This window comes from Hoeflea algicola, from assembly GCF_026619415.1.
Classification (GTDB): Bacteria; Pseudomonadota; Alphaproteobacteria; order Rhizobiales; family Rhizobiaceae; genus Hoeflea; species Hoeflea algicola.
The window spans coordinates 2,871,794-2,891,784 of record NZ_JAOVZR010000001.1 but is presented as its reverse complement, the minus strand read 5'-3'; the positions used below and the strand labels follow the sequence as shown (position 1 = coordinate 2,891,784).

The 19,991-nt window shown below is 57.3% G+C and carries 14 protein-coding genes; 6 read left to right on the top strand and 8 right to left on the bottom strand.

All coding sequences use genetic code 11. From position 1 onward, the window contains the following. Positions 1–79 precede the first annotated feature (79 nt). The 3 genes from OEG84_RS14145 to OEG84_RS14135 form a co-directional block, all read right to left on the bottom strand. Entirely contained in the window at positions 80–1,351 is a 1,272-nt protein-coding gene (locus tag OEG84_RS14145) for a TRAP transporter large permease (protein ID WP_267654341.1), read from the bottom strand. After that, on the bottom strand, positions 1,348–1,869 hold the full coding sequence (locus OEG84_RS14140) for a TRAP transporter small permease (protein WP_267654340.1): 522 nt from the start codon (positions 1,867–1,869) through the stop codon (positions 1,348–1,350). The genes OEG84_RS14145 and OEG84_RS14140 overlap by 4 nt, the downstream gene beginning before the upstream one ends. A gap of 65 nt (positions 1,870–1,934) precedes the next feature. Beyond that, a complete protein-coding gene (locus OEG84_RS14135) occupies positions 1,935–2,939 on the bottom strand; it encodes a TRAP transporter substrate-binding protein (protein ID WP_267654339.1) in 1,005 nt (334 codons plus the stop codon). A 596-nt stretch (positions 2,940–3,535) separates the two neighbouring features. Between OEG84_RS14135 and OEG84_RS14130 the strand changes: the two genes are divergently transcribed. Beyond that, positions 3,536–7,888: a CHASE domain-containing protein gene (locus OEG84_RS14130; protein WP_267654338.1), complete on the top strand. Its 4,353-nt coding sequence runs from the start codon at positions 3,536–3,538 to the stop codon at positions 7,886–7,888. A gap of 134 nt (positions 7,889–8,022) precedes the next feature. Beyond that, the gene (locus OEG84_RS14125) at positions 8,023–8,409 is read left to right on the top strand and encodes a response regulator (RefSeq protein WP_267654337.1); all 387 of its coding nucleotides are present in this window, start codon (positions 8,023–8,025) and stop codon (positions 8,407–8,409) included. 164 nt (positions 8,410–8,573) lie between these two features. Here the strand turns inward: OEG84_RS14125 and OEG84_RS14120 are convergent, their stop codons facing one another. The 3 genes from OEG84_RS14120 to OEG84_RS14110 all read right to left on the bottom strand — a co-directional run bounded on the left by OEG84_RS14120 (position 8,574) and on the right by OEG84_RS14110 (position 11,727). Further along, the gene (locus OEG84_RS14120) at positions 8,574–8,957 is read right to left on the bottom strand and encodes an Hpt domain-containing protein (RefSeq protein WP_267654336.1); all 384 of its coding nucleotides are present in this window, start codon (positions 8,955–8,957) and stop codon (positions 8,574–8,576) included. Between the two features lie 63 nt (positions 8,958–9,020). After that, the gene (locus tag OEG84_RS14115; RefSeq protein WP_267654335.1) at positions 9,021–10,280 is read right to left on the bottom strand and encodes a response regulator; all 1,260 of its coding nucleotides are present in this window, start codon (positions 10,278–10,280) and stop codon (positions 9,021–9,023) included. Between the two features lie 88 nt (positions 10,281–10,368). Continuing rightward, a complete protein-coding gene (locus OEG84_RS14110) occupies positions 10,369–11,727 on the bottom strand; it encodes a GGDEF domain-containing response regulator (RefSeq protein WP_267654334.1) in 1,359 nt (452 codons plus the stop codon). A 705-nt stretch (positions 11,728–12,432) separates the two neighbouring features. On the opposite strand from OEG84_RS14110, the gene OEG84_RS14105 reads away from it, so the two are divergent. Together OEG84_RS14105 and OEG84_RS14100 are read left to right on the top strand one after the other, a co-directional pair. Continuing rightward, positions 12,433–14,283 (top strand): putative bifunctional diguanylate cyclase/phosphodiesterase, encoded by a 1,851-nt coding sequence (locus OEG84_RS14105; protein WP_267654333.1) that lies wholly within the window; start codon positions 12,433–12,435, stop codon positions 14,281–14,283. Between the two features lie 59 nt (positions 14,284–14,342). After that, positions 14,343–14,642 carry a hypothetical protein gene (locus OEG84_RS14100; RefSeq protein WP_267654332.1) on the top strand — a complete coding sequence of 100 codons (300 nt, stop codon included), beginning with the start codon at positions 14,343–14,345 and terminating at the stop codon, positions 14,640–14,642. Between the two features lie 125 nt (positions 14,643–14,767). On the opposite strand, the gene OEG84_RS14095 is transcribed toward OEG84_RS14100, so the two are convergent. Together OEG84_RS14095 and OEG84_RS14090 are read right to left on the bottom strand one after the other, a co-directional pair. Then, complete coding sequence (locus OEG84_RS14095; protein WP_267654331.1) at positions 14,768–15,514, bottom strand: NYN domain-containing protein; 747 nt, start codon at positions 15,512–15,514, stop codon at positions 14,768–14,770. Positions 15,515–15,688: 174 nt separating this feature from the next. Beyond that, complete coding sequence (locus tag OEG84_RS14090) at positions 15,689–17,080, bottom strand: MATE family efflux transporter (protein ID WP_267654330.1); 1,392 nt, start codon at positions 17,078–17,080, stop codon at positions 15,689–15,691. A gap of 331 nt (positions 17,081–17,411) precedes the next feature. On the opposite strand from OEG84_RS14090, the gene OEG84_RS14085 reads away from it, so the two are divergent. Together OEG84_RS14085 and OEG84_RS14080 are read left to right on the top strand one after the other, a co-directional pair. Next, complete coding sequence (locus tag OEG84_RS14085; protein WP_267654329.1) at positions 17,412–19,193, top strand: IlvD/Edd family dehydratase; 1,782 nt, start codon at positions 17,412–17,414, stop codon at positions 19,191–19,193. After that, positions 19,180–19,935, top strand: a complete 756-nt coding sequence (locus OEG84_RS14080; protein ID WP_267654328.1) for an SDR family oxidoreductase — start codon at positions 19,180–19,182, stop codon at positions 19,933–19,935. Before OEG84_RS14085 ends, OEG84_RS14080 begins: the two co-directional genes overlap by 14 nt. Positions 19,936–19,991: the final 56 nt, after the last annotated feature.

Below are 19,991 nucleotides of genomic sequence, written 5' to 3'. Positions count from 1 at the left end.
TTTTCCGCGGGCGCCCTTTCCATATTTTGTCAGATCCGGCGTGGCTTTCACCGGATGCCAAGCGCCGGCCTAGTCCCGATCACCGCAACAATGCGGTCGGATACAAGGCGAGTGCGGGTATGTAGGTAATCACCAGAAGCGCGATGATCAGGGCGATCAGGAACGGTTTGATCGCTCGGATGAACTCACCGATGCTGGTTCCCGAGATCCCGCAGGTCACATACATCAAGACGCCAAGCGGCGGTGTCAACTGACCGATGACGAGGTTGATGATCATGACAATGCCGAAATGCACCGGATCGATGCCCAGCGACTGGATCAGCGGCAACAGGATTGGAACCAGGATGATAATCAGCACCAGCGTCTCCATGAAGGTGCCGAGCACCAGAAGGATGATGTTGATCAGCAACAGGATGACGAAGGGATTATCGGAAACACCGGTCAGGAACGACAGCATCTGCTGCGGGGCTTGCCCGACAGACAGGATCCATCCGAACGGTGCGGCGGTTGCCGCGATGATGAGAATGGAAGAGGTGTCGCGTGCCGCACCCGCAAAAATATCAGGCAGTTCACGGAAACTCAGCGTGCGGTAGACAAACAGTCCGACGACAAAGGCATAGCCGGCAGCGATCGCGGCAACCTCTGTTGCGGTGAAAATGCCCATGCGGAAGCCGACGATAATGATGACGGGCATCAGCAGTGCCCAGGATGCATCGAAGAATGAGTTGAGCAAGGCCCGTCCGGAGAAGTCCGGACCACGGCCAAAACCGCGCTGCCGGGTTATGACGGCGACGGTGCCCAGAAGCGCAATGGCGATGACCAGGCCCGGGACGATGCCGGCCACAAAAAGATCGCCGATCGAGACATTGGCCTGCCAGCCATAGATCACCAGCAGGATGGATGGAGGGATCACCGGAGCCAGGACCGCGGACGAGGCGGTCAGTGCAACGCTGAAGCCCTTGTCGAAACCGTGCTTGACCATCTGGGGCACGAAGACGCGCGTTGTGGCGGCGCAATCGGCAAGCGACGAACCGGATATTCCCGACATGAAGACGTTGGTCAGAACATTGACGTAGGCCATGCCGCCGCGGATATGGCCAACCAGTGCACCGGTCAGCGCGAACAGGCGCTCCGAGATGCCGGAGGAGTTCATCAGGGTGCCGGCAAGAATGAACAGCGGAATGGCAAGCAGCGGAAACGATTGCAGGCCGGAAGTCATGCGTTGCACCGCAATCGTCAGCGGAATGCCTTCAAGCCAGATCACCGCGATTGCCGATGCCGCGAGCGCGTAGGCGGTCGGGACGCCGATCAGCAACATCAGAACAAGCACAAGAACCAGGGTAACGATCATGCGCTGATTTCCACTTCGTTCTGTTGCTCAAGCGTGCTCTGCAGTGCCGTCCGAACGCCCGTTTCAAGGCAAATACGAATGACATGCAGCGCCGCGCACAGGCTCGTGACCGGAAGCGCAAGTGTGTAGAAGCCGAAAGTGACGCCCATCATCGGGGTCAGATCGTTCCAGGTGGTGTGAACATATTTCAGGCCGAAGTGAATGAGCACGGCAAACACAGCCAGACAGACGAAAACCGCGGCAATCGCGGCCAGTTTGTCAAACCGTGCCGGAAGTATGCGCAGCATGAAGTCGATGCGGATATGCTGATGGGTCGACAGCGCCGAACTGGCGCCGATGAACACCATCCAGGTAAACACCATCGTCAGGAATTCTTCAGTCCAGGTGATCGGTGTTCCGAGCACGTATCGGCAGAAGACGGTGGCTGTGAGGATGACGAAAATCGTGGCCAGCAACACCCACAACAAGTGATGCTCGATCTGCCGTATGCAATTGTCGAGCTTGATAACAAACTTCACTGCGGCCTCCCAGCGTGAGTGAAAAATGCCGGACCGGGTTAAGCGGTCCGGCATTCATGCATGACTTATTGTTCGCGAATGCTCTTGATGGTGGCGCGCACCCGCGAGATGTTTTCCTCACCCCAACGCTCGGAAAGCGCGGTGAAGACTGCTTCGGTCGACTTTTCGGCAAAGGCGGCGCGATCGGGATCATCGATGACGGTGACCTTTCCGGTGGCGACGATTTCTTCCAGCATGTCTTCCTCTGCGCGCTGCTGCAGCAGGGTCATCTTGGCAGAGGCGGCGCCGACTTCCTCGAGGATGATGCGCTGATGACGCGGCTCCAGGGCAGCAAACGAATTCTTGTTCATCAGGATCAAATTGTTCTGCAGCATGTGACGCGACAGAACGATGTATTTCTGAACCTCATAGAACTTGCGTGCATAGATCGTCGGGATCGGGTTTTCCTGACCGTCGACAGTGCCCTGCTGCAGCGCGGTGTAAACATCGCTGAACGGAATAGGGGTCGGTGCGGCGCCGATGCCACGGATCATCTCGACCCAGACAGGCGATTCCGGCACGCGGATCTTCAAGCCCTTCATGTCGTCGGGGGTGCGTACTTCCTTTTCAGAAAGGGTGAAGTTGCGCCATCCCCAGTACCAGATCTTGGTCAGCGAAATGATGTTGTGGGTTTCCTCAAGCTCGTCAAAGGCTGGCTGCATTGCCGCGCCGGAGATGACAGCCTCGGCTTCAAGCCAGTTGCTCCACAGGAACGGCGTGCTGGGGATTTCCATAGCCGGAACGAGCGTACTCGCCGCAGCCATCGAGGCAGCGGTTATGTCAAGCACGCCATCCCGCAACTGCTGGACCATATCGGTTTCCTTGCCGAGCTGCTCGCCGGGGAAAACCTGAATCTTGATTTCGCCGTCCGTCCGTTCGGCAATCCGCTCGACGAACTCGTCATAAAGCTTGCTTGAAACTTCGCCAGCGACATTGGGATGCCCAAAACGCAGGACCGTTTCTGCCTGGGCTCCCGTCGCCCAGATTACAGCTGCCGCTACACAAATGCGGAATGTGTTCTTGAGTGCCATTCTACCCTCCAAAGCATAATTCAGCGATTGGCACCGGCTTGCAAAACTGGTCCGCAACGGCACCAAGACAGCCCATGTTATTGGGGAGGGGGACAAATTCTATTGACCAGCACAACGAATTTGCCCAACCGTTCTTGTGCTGTGGATACAACGGAGCCGGAAACGGAGTCAGGGAAGAACTGATGTTTGATTGTGCGTTTTGATGGAGTTCCGCTAAAAAATTCAGCCGACCATCTTTAGTCTCGATACGGGCTGAAGCCGTCGATATCCCTCTTGAAAATGGTCTTGATGTGATCTGCCGCCACCTCTTCTGATTGGACGAAGGGGACATTTGTCAACGATAATCCACTGGGGCCGAAAGAGGCAAGTTCGACGGCCCAGACGGCTGAATAGGGAGTTGGCCCACGGGTTGCGGCGGGTGGCTCGACTTAGGAAAATGTCAGCGTTCGTTCCTGAAAAAGTTCGGGGCAGTACCAGTTCTGGCCTGATATATGTGGTTGCCGTACTAAGGGAGTATTAACAACAAAACTCCAGTTTGAGGGAGTCTCGGTTCCAAAAGCCTTGGCATAAACAAGAGCCATGGTGAACAACTCAGTATGTTGCAAAATCGAAATTTCGTATTTCTGGTAAAGACGCTTCTGATTGCCGGTATCTACTTTTGCTCGGGGCAACTTGGCTTGTCACTGGCAGTCCCGCCTGGCTATGCCACCCTCATCTGGCCTCCTTCCGGAATCGCGCTTGGCGCATTGGTTCTTTATGGCTGGCGCCTCTGGCCCGGCATCTTTCTTGGTTCGCTCATCCTCGGCAACTACATATCGGGCGCGTACTCGGGTGAGTCCGGTCTGGACCAGGCAAAAGCGCTGACTGCCCTGGCAATCGCGACAGGGTCCAGTGTTCAGGCTTTGGCGGGGTATGCGCTGGTAAGGCGGTTGCTCGGCCTTCCTGTGGGCCTCAACAATATTCGCGATGTGTTGGTCCTGTTCTTCGCTGTCGGTCCGATCGTTTGTCTGGTGGCTCCCACAATAGGCGTTGCGGCCTTGTATTTCTCTGCAGCCACACCGGTTGATAAGCTGCTGGACAGTTGGGTGACATGGTGGACAGGGGGCATTTTCGGCGTCATCGTTTTCCTTCCGTTGGTGCTGATAGCCCCCGGAGGCTCGCCAAGACTTTCCTGGCGCGGCAAGCCACTGGGCAATCTGCAGGTCACCGCCATGCTGCTGCTTCTGATTCCGCTGGGCCTGACGTTTTACGCGTGGAAGATCTCGTCGGAGGCAGCCCACGACAATGGCAGGATCCAGTTTGAAGCAATGGCGCTGGAGAGCAAGAAGGCGCTTCTGAGTCGGATAAATTCCTATGAGAATGCGCTTCTGGGTGGGGTTGCCTATTTCCAGGGATCGCATTCCATCAATCGCCATGAGTGGCATCGCTATGTCGATGTGCTGGATATCGAAAGCAATTTTCCCGGCATCAGTGGCCTGGGGTGGATCGCATCGCTGGCGCCGAGCGGGGCTGATCAATTCGTGCGGACGACCCAGGCCGATGGCGCCAGGAATTTTGCGATACATCCCGACGTGCCTGGAGATGCCCGTTACGTCATTACCTATATCGAGCCTGAAGCTACCAACCGACAGGCGGTGGGGCTGAATATCGCCTTTGAAGAAAACAGGAAGCAGGCCGCCGATCTGTCCAAGATGACCGGAAAGCCGGCCATCACCAAACGTATCATCCTGGTCCAGGACGAGGAGAAAACACCCGGCTTCCTGCTGTTGTACCCGATGTATCGGGATGGGTTTCAACCCGGATCGTCCGTTGAAAAATGGGCTCTGTTCGACGGTTGGATCTATGCGCCGTTTATCGCCAAGAATTTCATGCGCGATCTGACTAAAAGTCAGGGAAGCACCGTCAGTTTGCGGGTCTATGATGATGGCCGGGAAATTGCTGGTACCCTGATTTACGAAAGCAACAAGGCCCGCACGGACGGCCATGAGCCAGCATTCTCCAAGCGTGAACACATTGATATCATGCAGCAGAAATGGCTGATCGTGTGGGAAAGCACGCTCGGTTTCGAAGAAAACTGGCACAGCAACAACCCGATTCTGATCCTGTCCGGCGGCCTGTTGATCACCTTCCTGTCCGGCTTGTTTTTGTTCGTCACCAGCGCTCGCCTTACCGGACCTGCTGAGAGGATCTATGGCAGCAAGGCGCTATTGTTGCCCGCCTTCGTATTCGCCGTTTTGGCGGTGGGGTCGGTGTCGCTGTATCGCGCTCTCAATGACAAGGAAGTGGCCCATCTCAAGGCCATGATCTCCAGCGAAATCAGCAAGATCGATTTGCTCATCAATGCGGAAACCGAAGGCAAGCTATTGGCCTTGAAACGCATGACCTCGCGGATGGAAACCGATCCGGATCGCCCTGGGCATCCGTGGCAAGTGGATGCGCGCAATTACATTGACGACCTTGCAGGCCTCAGAGCCGTTGCGTGGGTCAATGCAAAAGGCCAAATGCTGAATACGCAGCAATCGACACAAAACCATCGGTTGGTCTGGGTTGATGCCATACAACAGGGCCCCCAAGCCGATCTGGCGCAGATGGCGGTTCTGCAGGACATTCCCAAAATCAGCCCTCCGATCAAGTTAGCCAGAAAAGACCAGGCTTTCATTGCCTATTTCCCGATTAACAGGAAAGGCATTTCCGACGGATATCTTGCCGCAGTATTCTCGGTGCGTGAGTTTTTCAGCAGCGAGATTCTGCCTGAAACATTGGGCCGCTACCAGTTTCTGATCGCCTATGACGGCGATCCGCAACTTGAGTTCGGCAATTTGACGCAGCCTGTCGCCTTGCCCTGGTTACTTGAAAGCACGATACAAATCCCTGACAAGCTTTGGTCGATCCAGATCATTCCGACAACGGGGTTCCTCAAATCGCAACAAACCTTGCTGCCTGACGTGGCGTTGATCGCCGGCCTGCTGATTTCGATCCTCACGGCCATCACGGCACATATGACGCTTCTGTCACGGCTCAAGACTGCTGATCTGGAACAGTCCAGCGAACGCATCAAGCAGGAATCAACCCGGAATCTGACGGTGATGAACACTGTGTTGGATGGTGTTCTGACCATTGGTCCGGAGGGCATGATTGAATCGATCAACCCGGCCGGCCTGCGTATCTTTGGCTATGCGCGGGGTGAAGTGGTCGGCAAGCACGTCAGTATGCTGTTGCCGCCTGACGATGATTACATCAGTCATTACCTGAAGACCGGTGAGGGACTGGCTATCGGCAGCGGGCAGCAAGTGTCCGCACGGCGCAACAACGGGGCAATCTTCCCCATGGATCTCTCCGTCAACGAGATGCATCTCGATGGCAAGCGGATGCTGGTCAGCACGTTGCGGGATACCAGTGAAGCTGTTGCTGCAGCCCGGGCGCTGAGCGAGTCCAACGCACTCAAATCGGCCGTCATGGCCAGTACGGAATACATGATCATCGCCACGGATCTTGAAGGCAAGGTGATGGTCTTCAACGAGGCGGCTGAAACGGCACTGGGTTATTCGGCCGAAGAAATCGTTGGCAAGCAAACGCCGGCATTGTGGCACGATCAAACGGAAATCGAGGAGAGAGCGCTTGTTCTCACCACCGAGCTAGGCGCTTTCGTCAGCCCGGGGTTCGAGACCTTCACCCGGAATGTCGACGCCAACGGCATTGATGAAAACGAATGGACCTTCATTCATCGGGATGGTTCGCGGATTCCTGTTCTCATGACCGGAACCGCCTTGCGCAATGATGCCCATCAAACCACGGGGTATCTGGGCGTCATCATGGATCTGACCAAGCGACGGGAAATCGAACGTCTGAAGTCAGACTTCATATCCATCGTCAGCCACGAATTGCGGACCCCGTTGACATCGATCCGCGGCGCGCTTGGCTTGGTCATGGGGGCGATGTCAAAGGAATTGCCGGACAAGGCCATCCGCCTGATTGATATCGCGCACAAGAACTGCGAGCGCTTGACGCTGCTGATCAATGACATTCTCGATATCGACAAGATCGCATCGGGACAGATGCGCTTTGAGATGAAACTGGAAGAAGTGGGTCTGCTGCTCAAGCAGGCGGTTGAGGTCAATCAGCCCTATGCGGAAAAGCTTGAAGTGACCATCAAAGGCGTCGGGACAGATCCGCAACTGCCAATCAATGTGGATCCGGAACGGTTCGCGCAGGTGATGGCAAATCTTCTTTCCAATGCCTGCAAGTTCTCCAACAAGGGTGACCAGGTGGAGGTTTCTGCTCACAGGAACGGTGATCAGGTCCGGGTTGTAGTCAAGGATTATGGCGAAGGAATTCCCGCAGATTTCCGTCCGCAGATTTTTGGAAAATTCCTGCAAAGCGATTCCTCCACCACACGGGTAAAGGGCGGCAGCGGCCTTGGCTTGCACATCAGCAAACAGATTGTCGAGAGAATGGGTGGGACCATCGGCTTCGAGACCGAAACCGGCCGCGGCACCACTTTCTGGGTCGATTTCCCGTTGCCTATAAAGGATGTTGCGCCGGAGGCGATCGAGCCGGAGGATCGTCAACGCGCGTTGCTGCACTACCGTCAGCGGGATGTCCCGACCCTGCTCCATATCGAGGATGACGAGGATCTGAGCCGGGTGTTGGCGACATATCTGCACGGCACTGCCACCGTCGTCACAGCCACGACCTTGAAAAGCGCGGAAGCCTTGTTGCACTCCAAGCACTTCGACCTGATTGTCCTTGATATTGGTTTGCCGGACGGCTCGGGGCTCGAGTTTCTCGACACCTTGGCCAAGCTCGTTGAACTGCCGGTTCCTGTGATGATCCTGTCAGCCTCGGAAGTGTCCGACGACGTCAAGCGTTCGGTCGCCTCGGTGATGGTGAAGTCACGCGCCTCGGAGGCGAAGATCGTCAAAAAAATACAAAGCCTTGTGGTGAGGTAAAGCTTGCCAACGCCCGTTACGACGATAGGTGTCAGAATATCGGCCCGGACCATCGGGCGCACCTGGCCATCGAACTCGGCATCTATGCCAAGCCTTTATATCAAACCGCTATGCGCCTGAGCACGAAAGTACCCATGACTGAACCCTTGAAAATACTGTACGTGGATGACGAAGATGATATCCGCGAAATTGCCGGAATGTCGCTTGAGCTTGATCCCGATATTGAACTGAGAACCGCCGCGTCGGGTTCAGCGGCGCTGGCCATCGTTCAGGAGTGGCTGCCGGACCTGATCCTGCTTGACGTGATGATGCCGGGGATGGATGGCCCGGAAACCCTGGCCCGTCTCAAACAGGACGAGGTTCACGGATCCGTTCCGGTGATCTTCATAACGGCGAGAACCCGGCCGGAAGACATCGAGTGTTTCTTGGGATTGGGTGCTGAGGGTGTAATTTCCAAACCGTTTGATCCGATGACCCTGGCCACGCAGGCAAGGGAGCTTTTTACACGGGTCAAAGGCTGAAGCAGGGCGCAAGCCCCGCATTCAATCTAGCGATACCCAGCAGGGCGCACGCTGCAACAGGGTCGCTCATTCATGGATGTTCAACCCGACATGCATTGCCACCGGTGACTTAGCCAGCCGACAGTCAACTTCATGGCCACTTGACCAGCCGGGCCATGACTGCTTCAGCCGAGCGCTGTGAGCTGGTCGATCAATACATCGATAACCAGGGCGGACTCAGCCTCGATATAACTGTCTTCGCGCAGCGTTGATTCAACCATGGATGCAGCGCGGCCCAGTTCCTGATATCCGAATATTGCCGATGCGCCCGCCAGTGAGTGGGCCAGTTTGATGAGCTCGGAATCCCGCGTCGACGGCCCGTTTGCCTCAGCCCGTTGGTCCAGCACCTGCTTGATCTGCACCAGATTTTCCTGACACCGTGCCACAAAGAGGAGGCGCAACTGTGCAATCCGGTTCTGTGCCTCATCCGGCAGCTGATCGAATTTGTTGATGCCCTGTGAATGGCTGACCATTGGTTGGTATTCCCTGTTCTTGAAATCAGCGGACATCAGGTCCGCCAACCGTCGTTATTGCCGAGCCTCCTGGCGGACGCGGCTGGGACTGAAGCCGCTCTAACTTGCTTCATCACAGAATTCGACGCCGATTTCATCATTGATGTGCCAGCATTTGCGGACCCGTCTGAGAGGCCCGGAGCGGGTGATCTTGAGCAGAAAATACTCCGGCAATGCCAGGGGCTGCTCCAACCGGATACGCGCGCCGCCATCGGAAATATTGCGAACGGTGCAATTGATCTTTGACGACCATTCTTCAACCGCGATGAAGGCAGGTTTCAGGGTCCGCATGCGAACCGACTTCCGCCGTTCCTTGACTTCGGCAACGCCCGCACTGGCTGGCAAGGAACCGTCAGGCAGGGCGCTCCAGCCATTGGGGTCGCTTTCGGCCCGCAACGCGTCCAGCTGCTGCTGCTGCTGTTCAGCCAGCGACTGCATCATTTGCGCGAGATCGCCATGATCACTGGAGACCGAAACCCTGATCAAGGGCACGATTTGCAGTTCTACTGATTTGAGATGATGGGAGAATGTCAGTTTTTCGGTGAGGCGTCTCTGACACTCGATGATACTGGCGTCGGAAACATTCCGGTCCATGACATAACGGAAGCTGTCTTCGTCGAAACGGCCGCAGAAATCATCTGCTCTGATGGTTGTCCGGATCTTGCCGGCAAAGCTGCGAAGAATTTCGTCGGCATTGGCAATGCCGTAATTGGTGCCGATTGTCTGGTAGTCGGCCAGGCAAATCGAAAAGATCGCGAATTTCGTCCGCAATTTGGCCGCCGATTTCGCAACATGGGCCAGTTTGGTGTCCAGTTCGTCGCGGCAATACATGCCTGTGAGATCATCGAACAACGCGTTTTTACGCAGTGCTGAAACCTCATCATAGCGCGCGGTTTCGCTGTCGTGGCGGATGATGGTTTTCTGAATGATGGCGGTAATTTCCTCAAGCCGCAGGTTCCGCTTCGGCAGGAAATCATAAAACCCCATGCGGAAAGCCTTGATTGCTGTGCGCTGGGATTCATCGGCCGACAGCATGACCACCGGTGCAAGGTGGGGGAAGCGGAGCTTGAGTTGTTCGTGCAGCCGGAAACCGTTCTCTGCATCGAGGTTGTAGTCGAGAAGAATGCAGTCGGGCATCTCCTTTTCCAGAACCTGGACCAGGGTGAAGCTGTCACCGGCTTCCATCGTCCTGATATGTGCCTGTCCGAGCAGCGCAGCAAGATGGCCCCGGTACAGATGGTCATCATCGACAATGCAGACCGAGCGGCCATTGAGCGTTATGTCCGAACTTTCGGCGGCTTTGTCGTAGGTCACATTCATTTGTCTGGTCCAATCGTTTGGAGCAAAGAAGCCGGAAGGCAAACAGCGTCACGGGACACACGAAGAGCGGTGGGTGTCCGGATCTCCATCAAGTCTTGCCCGCATCTGCAGAGGCAGTCTTGCTGCAAGCGGGCGTTGCCTCCGGTTCGGCGATGACAACCTGATCGCGGCCATTGCTTTTGGCCAGGTAAAGTGCCTTGTCGGCCTGGGCGAAGAGAGCCGCACCGTCGCCGTCCGCAGTGCACCCGGCAACGCCGATACTGACGGTCAGCGAGAACTGTTCGCCGAGACCGTCAAAAGTCATCTTTGCAAAATGCTTGCGGAAATTTTCCATCACCTCGAAGATCATGTCCGGCGACGTGTCGAGCAGCAGAACCGCGAATTCCTCACCGCCATAGCGGCCGACCACATCGGTCTTGCGGACCCAGCCGACCAGCGCCCGCGCCAGGATAGACAGGACCTTGTCGCCAACCGGGTGCCCCCAGGTATCATTGACTTTCTTGAAGTGATCGACATCGATCATGGCGACGCAGAATTGCAGTTTGGTGCGGCGGTAGCGCGCCATTTCATGGCCGACACGTTCCTTGAAGCGGCGGTGGTTGAGCAAGCCGGTCAAGCCATCGCGCTCTATCAGGTTGCGCAGAACACGAGCCCGCTGCACCCGCAGATGGATCAGCGAGACCAGCGCATCTAGGTCGGCCCGTTTCGAGATGAAATCATCTCCGCCGAATTGCCGCGCTTTCATCTGAACCTGCTTGTCTTCTTCGGAGGACAAGAACACGATCGGGATCGAGAGGTGGTTTTGATGCTGGCGAATGATTTTGGCGATTTCGATGCCATTGGTGCCGGGCATCTGAAGATCCATGATGACGAGATCGAAAAAGGATCGCTCCATTGTCATGATGATGTTGAATGGGTCATTGAGAACCGAAACGGTCATGCCATTGGCGCGCAGCATCTCGGCATAGACTTCAGACGCCAGCGGGTCATCGTCGACCAACAGGATCGACGCAGGCTGACTGCTCATCTGGCCGCCAAAATGCTCCAGCCAGTTGATGAATTCGGCCTGATCGATCGGGGCGCTCATCACGGTCGTTACATTCGCCTGGGCACATTTGGCGCGAAACGAAAATGAGGATTCCGGCGAAATCAGTATCTTGGGTACGAGTTCGTCCATTGCCTGGCAAATCTCGAGCGCACCGGGAAGCGCGCCGTCGATTACCACGATTGTGCCGGTGCCTGCCTCTTGAGCTACAGTGAGCTGGGTTGAGGTTTCGACTGGGGCGGGGATGTAGCTCATCGGCCCCAGGATGGAGGTTATAGAGTCGAGAAACTCGCCACCACCTATGACATGCACCGAAGGCCGCGATGCATTGCTGAACAGGGTTTCCACCGGAACGGAAGTGTCGGGCTCTAATCCACTAACAAGAGATACAACGTTCAGCATTTCATATCTCTCTTGTTGCGGTGACGGTGATGTGTCGGAAATTTCGTGCGAAATCAGGCCCCTTCTTCAACGTCCTTCCTGATAGGGAACGTCTATGTATCAATGTTCCTACATTTTTGTCGCGGGCTTCATTGTATATTCCCCTCAATTAGATAGTAATTCTCTGATGCAAACAGACTAATTTGCATTAAATAGGATATTTACAATTTGTTAATTTATTTTATTTCGATTAATAACCAATTAAGCTGTCAACCTCGAATGTAACGCACTATTTTTCGAAACGGGAATGACGCAAGATTGGCTTGATGCCGGTTTGATTTGCTTGCGGAATTAGTCTCGTTCTGATTCACCGTGTGCGAGGGACGTTGGTATGTGGCTGGTGGCAGGCAACGAAGCCGATTGAGCGGCATTCCCACTTGTCAGGGGATTGCCCGGAAAATGGCCGGCGCATTGTCGGTGGCTTCATCTTCGTTATCGGCAGTGGAGTGCGAGAGTATAACGCGCCTTCGAGCTATTGTTTGCTGCGATTGCCACCTCATCAGGCGCAACGCAAACCTGCCCCTGAGCCGTTTTGGCAAGCTAATGTTAACCACCGCGAAGCCTTCTCAGCGAAATTGGTCCTAAAACGTGTCGTTGGGGCTTGCGTAAAGAAAATAGACATTCGCTTCTGTTGTTGTGGCGAGGTTGCATCTGAAGGAACAGTCTATGCAAGCCAGACGCGAGTCCGAATTGTCGGCACTGCAGAACGAGATACTTGAGGCTGTGGCCACAGGCGTGCCTTTTACCGAGGTTGCGGACACCTTGTGCCGACGCGCCGAGGCGCTCGCCCCTGGCGCCAATTGCACAATCGCTTCAATTGACGCGGGTGGCTTTATCCATCCGGTTGCCGGGCCCGGCCTGCCCCGATCCTATGGCGAAGCGCTCGACGGACACCCGATCGGGCCAGAAGTGGGGTCCTGCGGCACTGCCGCTTTTCTCGGCATCCCCGTTGAAGTTACAGATATCGCCACCGACTTTCGCTGGAAGGATTACCAGGATCTTGCCCTTCCTTTAGGGTTGAAGGCCTGCTGGTCCAGCCCGATCAAATCGCGCGAGGGTAGGGTGGTGGGAACTTTTGCATTCTACTATCGTGAGTCTCGCGGGCCGAGCGACGTGGAGCGTCAACTCGTTGATACCTGCGTGCATCTGTGTTCCATCGCCATGGAGCGAGCCGAGGTCAGTCGCCGCCTGCAGCATCTGGCCTATCACGACCAGATGACCGGCCTTTTCAACCGCTATGCTTTTGATGAAATCATCGCCCAGAGCATGTCTCTGCCGGCGCGGAGTTTCGGCCTGTTGTTGCTCGATATCGACAATCTCAAACAGGTCAATGACCGCATGGGCCATTCGGTTGGAGATGCGTTGATCTGCGAAGTTGCCCGGCGCCTTGCAAATGTTGGCGCAGGCATCAATGTATATCGGCTTGGCGGTGACGAATTTGCGGTTATTTGCTCCGATTGTGACGATGCCGAAAACATGGCTGAATTGGCTGGACGCTTGCTCAGCCAGATGGAGCAGCCCTACGAATTCGACGGCAATACCATGCTGTTGCAGATCACCATTGGTGGCGTTCTCAGCAACAGCGATGGCACCAGCGCCGACTTGCTGCGCCAGAATGCCGACCTGGCGCTCTACCATGCCAAGCAGACGGCCAGAGGCGACTATATACATTTCCACCCCGGCCTGCGTACCTCGATCCAGTGTCGAACCGAGCAGATTGCGCTGTTGGACTCGGCGCTGAATGAAAACCGCGTTTTTGCCCATTTTCAGCCGGTCATCTGCATGCGCCGGGCCAAGATCGTCGGTGTCGAGGCTCTGGCGCGTATTCGCACCGATGAGGGAAATGTTGTCAGCGCCGGTGCCTTTGCCATGGGGCTGACCGATTCCAAGAATGCGTTTCGCCTGACCGGTTGCATGCTGGAGCAGATTGCCAGCGCCATGCGCTGCTGGATCGACGAGGGTCTGGAGCTCCGCCACGTGGCGGTAAACCTCTCGACCGTTGATTTCCAGCGCGGCAATCTCGAGGAACGCCTGCGGGCGCCGTTCGAGGCCCATAATGTTCCGCTGAGCTTTCTCCAGATTGAGGTTACCGAGAATGTGTTGATGGATCAAGAAGTGGCCAGCCAGGTTGCCCGTCTGCGGGCGCAAGGCATGCAGATCGCGCTTGACGATTTCGGTACCGGCTTCGCCTCGCTCAGCCACCTCAGGGATTTCCCGCTCGACTATATCAAGATCGACAAATCCTTTGTCGACAGCTTGCTCACCGATACCGCCTGCAGCGCGATTGTCGAGGCGTTGATCAGCATGGCGCACAAAATGCAGATCGGCATAATCGCCGAAGGGATCGAAACCGCCGAACAGGCCGCCCGTCTGCTGGAGATCGGCTGTCCGCTGGCGCAGGGCTATCACTATGCCCGCCCGGTCGATGGCGAGACCATCACCACATTGCTCCGGTCGTTCAACGGCAAGGTTAGCCCGCCGGCAACCGGTTCGGATCACGTGCGCAATTCGGCCTAAGTGCCGCACGTATAGGCAGGTAAAGCTGTTCCCAGCATGCGCGCAAACGGCTCAGGATCGTGCCGCCGAATCTCAAAATGATTTGCCAGACATCAGCTGGCGGCAGTCTGGTCACACGCGGCAGTCAAACCTATGGTCTGCCGATGAAAATATTTCTCTACGTCGTTGCCGCAGCAACTTTCCTCGGCCCGATTATCGGCTGGGCCTATATTGTTGGCCTGGCATGCGCGTTTCAACCAAACTCTCCCGGCTGCAGTGTGCGCCTGCAAGATTATTGGGATGTGGATTTCCTGATCCTGGCGGCTTTGCCCTGGATCGCCGGCACGGTCAGCCTGTTCTTGGCATCAAGAAGACAGTGACTGCAGACATAATATCAAACCACTTGTGGCGTGCTTGTGGACTGGCGCTGGCGACTCGTGATTTCCCATCGGGAGAACGAGCCACTCGCTCAGGATGGCTTCCGGACCAGTAAAATCCAAGACGATCAGGCGCCGTCTTTTTTACGCCGTGTGGGCTTGATCCGGATGCGCAGTGACTTTCCATCCACCTGGTCGAGATCAAAGGCGCCGGTCTTGCGGACGAGATCGCTCAGTTTGCGAAAACCGTAGGTGCGGGGGTCGAAATCGGACGAGAGGTTGGCCAATTGGGTTCCCAGAGCGCCGAGTGGCACCCAGCCGTCCTCACTTTCCATCTGCGCGATCACTTTTCGCAGGACCGGTGTTGCGGCGCTGGGTTGTCGCAGCGGTTTGGATTCCTCGGAGGCGTCGTTGCCGTTTGATGCGGGCGCGGGCAGCAGGTTCTCGGTGTAGATGAAGCGCCGGCAGGCCTGCCGGAAACTCTCGGGCGTCTTTTGTTCGCCGAAACCGAAGACATCGACGCCCTGCTCACGAATACGGGAGGCGAGCCGGGTGAAATCGCTGTCGGATGACACCAGGCAGAAACCATCGAAGCGACCGCTGTGTAAAAGATCCATGGCGTCGATCACCAGGGTGATGTCGGAGGCGTTCTTGCCGGTGGTGTAGGCGAATTGCTGCTGGGGAATGATTGCGTGGCGCGCAAGCACCTCGGTCCAGCCTTTCGAACGAGTGCTGGAGAAATCACCGTAGATCCGCCGGACACTGGCTTCGCCGATCTTGGCGACCTCCTCGAACAGGCCGTCGGCGATCTTGGCGGACGTGTTGTCGGCGTCGATGAGAATGGCGAGCCTCGGCGACCGGTTTTCAATAGCCATGAATGATCTCCTCGTGCGTTCCGGATCCGTTTTGCATCAACAGTGATTCCAGCCGGACAGCCGCGGGCCATCCTCGTCGCAAACACAGGCCCCTGTCAAAACCATCTGACTAAACCGGTGGCGCGATAGCTAGCCTGAAAGCGGTTGTCAATGCGGACTGGCGGGACGCTGCACTCATGCGGTGCCTCCTCCGGAGCCGACAAACAGGCCCCAGCGAAGGGTGCGGCGCCGCGCGCTCTGCCATAGCACCAGCACGGCCACGATCGCGAGCAGCGCCTCCGCCGTGGGGGTTGCCCACCAGATCGCATGAACGCCGAAAAGATACGGCAGGGCAAAGATCAATGGCAACATGAACAGATAGGGCTTGGACAATCCGAGAATGGCAGCGCGCGGGGCATCGCCGACCGCCTGGAAATGAGCGGCGAGCATGATGTGCGGTCCTGACAGAAAATAGAGCATCACCATTGCCGGCATGATTGCCACAATCTCGGTTACGACCTGCGGATCGTTTACGAAGGCCGCGCCGATGGCCCCCGCGAAGATCGTCGAGGTGGCCTGAACCGCAATGCAGAACAGCAGTGCAATCCCGAGGGCGAGTAAGAGACTGGCGTTGGTGCGCCGCCACAACCCGGCGCCATAATTGTTGCCGGTAACGGTCTGCATTGCCTGCGACAGGCCGAGAACCGGCAGAATGGCGAAGGTGAGAACCCGCGTGACGATGCCATAGGCGGTAACGGTGGCTGCGTAATGGGGCGTGTTGGCCAGTTGCAGGGCCAGCAGGATGGCCGAGGATACGAGCGCGATGCCGACGAAATTCAGACCCTGCGGCGCGCCGAGCGCGAGCATTTTGCCCCACCCGGTGGTGGTAACGTGCCGCAACACCGAAGTCGGGCGCAGTAAAGTTTGGCCCCGGCTACGATAAGCCAAGATGATAATGAGCGCCAAAGCCTGCGCCAGCACAGTGCCGTAGGCTGAACCCGGGACGCCGAAATCAAAAACCGCGATCAGCAGATAATTGAAGCCGATGTTGCTGAGCGAAACTGTAAGGCTTGCCGCCGCCATGAAGCCGACGTGGCCTTCGCTGCGCAGGGCATCGGATTGGACCGACAATATGAAAAGTAGCGGCGAAAAGAGAACGAGAATCTGCAGATAGCTCGTCGCCAGCGTCGCAAGATTCTGGTTTCCGCCGGCAGCCAGTGCGATGACCGGCCCGCCGAACAGCACGTAGAGGGCAATCAAAACTGCGCCGGCGGCAAGCGCCAGCCAATGGGCGCTGGCAAAAACCTGTTGGGCCGCATCCAGTTGCTTGCCGCCCAGATGCCGGGCCAGCAGGCTGGCCATGCCGCTGGCGACCATCGTGGCGACGGCGACGATCAGCATGTAGAGCGGAAACACCACGGTGACTGCGGCAAGTGCGGTGTCACCGACATAGTGGCCAAGAAACAGAGCGTCGGCGACGGTCAGAAGACCGTTCATGCCCATCACGAAGATGATGGGAAGCGCGGTTTTGACAAAGATCGCGGGCAGGGGCCCGTCGAGAAACGGATTACGGGAAGAATCGGACATCTCACTGCATTCCTCATGCGCGAGTCTCGCCGTGGTGGATGGGTCCCGCATTGCCATCCGCGCGAGACGCGGAGAGGTTTACAGAGAAAGGATCTCGCACAGAACTTCACCAAAACTCGTTTCGAGTCTGCGGGAGGCAGGCGTCTGCAGCCAGGCGCGGCTTTAGATGATTGCTGTGGCGAGGTCAAGATTTCAGGATCGCGGGAGCCAGCTTTTTTGCGTTGACGAATTCGCCAGCGTGATAATGTGGATGATCTTCGATGAAGATTCTTTGACAAAGGCGCGGCTTTCGATCTCTCTGGCGGCCGGGCAACATATTAGGGACATACCGATGAAACTCCGTTCGCAACGCTGGTTTGACAACCCCGAAAATCCGGGAATGACGGCTCTCTATATCGAGCGTTATCTCAATTACGGCATTACCCGCGAAGAGTTGCAGTCCGGCAAACCGATCATCGGTATCGCCCAGACAGGCTCGGACCTGTCGCCGTGCAACCGGCATCATCTGGAGCTCGCCAAGCGGGTGCGCGACGGCATTGTTGCGTCCGGCGGTATCTGCTTCGAATTCCCGGTGCACCCGATCCAGGAGACCGGCAAGCGGCCGACGGCGATGCTTGACCGCAACCTTGCCTATCTCGGCCTGGTCGAGACGCTTTACGGCTATCCGCTCGATGGCGTGGTGCTGGCGATCGGTTGCGACAAGACCACGCCGGCGCTGCTGATGGCAGCTGCCACAGTCGATATTCCAGCCATCGCGCTGTCGGTGGGGCCGATGCTCAATGGCTGGCACAATGGCAAGCGGGCGGGATCAGGCACCGCGATCTGGGCGGCCCGTCAGGAGCTGGCCGCCGGCCGGATCGATTACGAGGAATTCATGAATGTCGCCTCGGCCTCGGCGCCGTCGGTTGGCTTCTGCAACACCATGGGCACGGCGAGCACCATGAATTCGCTGGCAGAAGCGCTGGGCATGCAGATTGCGGGCTCGGCGGCGATTCCGGCGCCCTACCGCGAGCGCGGCCAGATGGCCTATCAAACCGGTCGCCGCATTGTCGAAATGGTGCATGCCGACCGCAAGCCTTCCGATATCATGACGCAGAAGGCCTTCGAGAACGCCATTGTCGTCAACTCGGCGATCGGCGGCTCCACCAATGCGCCGATTCATCTGATCGGGGTGGCGCAGTATCTTGGGCTGGAGCTGACCAATGAAGACTGGCAGCGGCTGGGCCACAAGATTCCATTGCTGGTCGACATGCAGCCGGCCGGGCAATATCTGGGCGAAGATTTTCACCGTGCCGGTGGCGTGCCCGGTGTCATCTCCGAATTGCTCAAGGCAGGCGTGCTGCCGCATCCCGACGCCATCACGGTGACAGGTGAGACCGTCGCGGAAGCCTATGCGAATGCCTCAGTGTCTGACCACGAGGTAATCCGTCCCTATGGCCAGCCGGTGATGCAGGACGCGGGCTTCCTGGCGCTGAAGGGCAATCTGTTTGACACCGCGATCATGAAGACCAGCGTGATCTCGGAGGAGTTCCGTACGCGCTACCTGTCCAACCCCGATGATCCCGAAGCCTTTGAAGGCCGCGCCATCGTGTTTGAAGGTCCGGAAGCCTATCACGACAGGATCGACGACCCGGCGCTCGAAATTGACCCGAGTTGCATTCTGGTGATCCGCGGTGTTGGCCCGATCGGCTATCCCGGCGGCGCCGAAGTGGTCAACATGCAGCCGCCCGCCGAGCTGATCCAGCAAGGCATTACCGCCATGCCGTGCATTGGTGACGGGCGGCAGTCGGGCACGTCAGGTTCGCCATCGATCCTCAACGCCAGCCCGGAGGCCGCGGCAATGGGCGGACTGGCGCTGGTGCGTACCGGCGACAGGATTCGCGTTGATCTCAAGCTCGGAACCGCCAACATGCTGGTCGACGAGGCGGAGCTCTCCCGTCGCCGCACGGCGCTTGAAGCGGAAGGCGGGTTTGCCTACCCGGATCACCAGACGCCGTGGCAGGAAATCCAGCGCGGCATGGTCGATCAGTTCGACAAGGGCATGGTGCTCAAGCCTGCGGTCAAATATCAGCGGATCGTCAAGACCAAGGGGATGCCCCGTGACAATCATTGATCGCAACCAGCCGCTGAAGGGCCGGGTGGCGCTGGTTACCGCTGCCGGGCAAGGCATTGGCCGGGCAATCGCCGAGAAGCTGGCAGCCGATGGCGCAGAAGTCCATGCCTGTGATCTCAACGCCACCACGCTGGCTGATCTGTCGGTGGCGTCGACCAAGGTGGTGGACGCCACCGATGCGCGGGCTGTGGGGGAATGGATGGCACCTTTTTCCCGGATCGACATTCTGGTTCATGCCGTGGGTTATGTGCATCAAGGCACCATCGAGGAATGCAGTGAGGCCGATTGGCGGCGCAGCATGTCGATCACGCTCGACAGCGCCTATGTAGTGCTGGGGGCGGCGATCCCGAGAATGAAGCAGCACGGCGGCAGCGTGATTACCATCGCCTCGGTGGCCTCGTCGACCAAGGGCTTTGCCCGACGCGCTGCCTATGGCGCAGCCAAGGGTGGTGTAATCGGCCTGACAAAGGCCTGCGCCGCCGATTATCTGTCCCAGAACATTCGCTTCAACGCGGTCTGTCCCGGTACTGTCGACAGCCCGTCGTTGCGCGAACGGATGGCGGAACTGGCGCAAAGTCTTGGTAGTATGGAGGCTGCCGAGAAGGTGTTTCTGGATCGCCAGCCTGCGGGGCGTCTGGGGACCACGGCGGAGATCGCCGATGTTTGCGCCTTCCTGGCTTCTGACAGTGCGAGCTTCATCAACGGCCAGACACTCAACATTGACGGCGGCATAACGATCTGACGTCGATAATCATGTCCGGCTGGTTTCTTCCGGCCACCGCTGCCGCGCCGCGGACC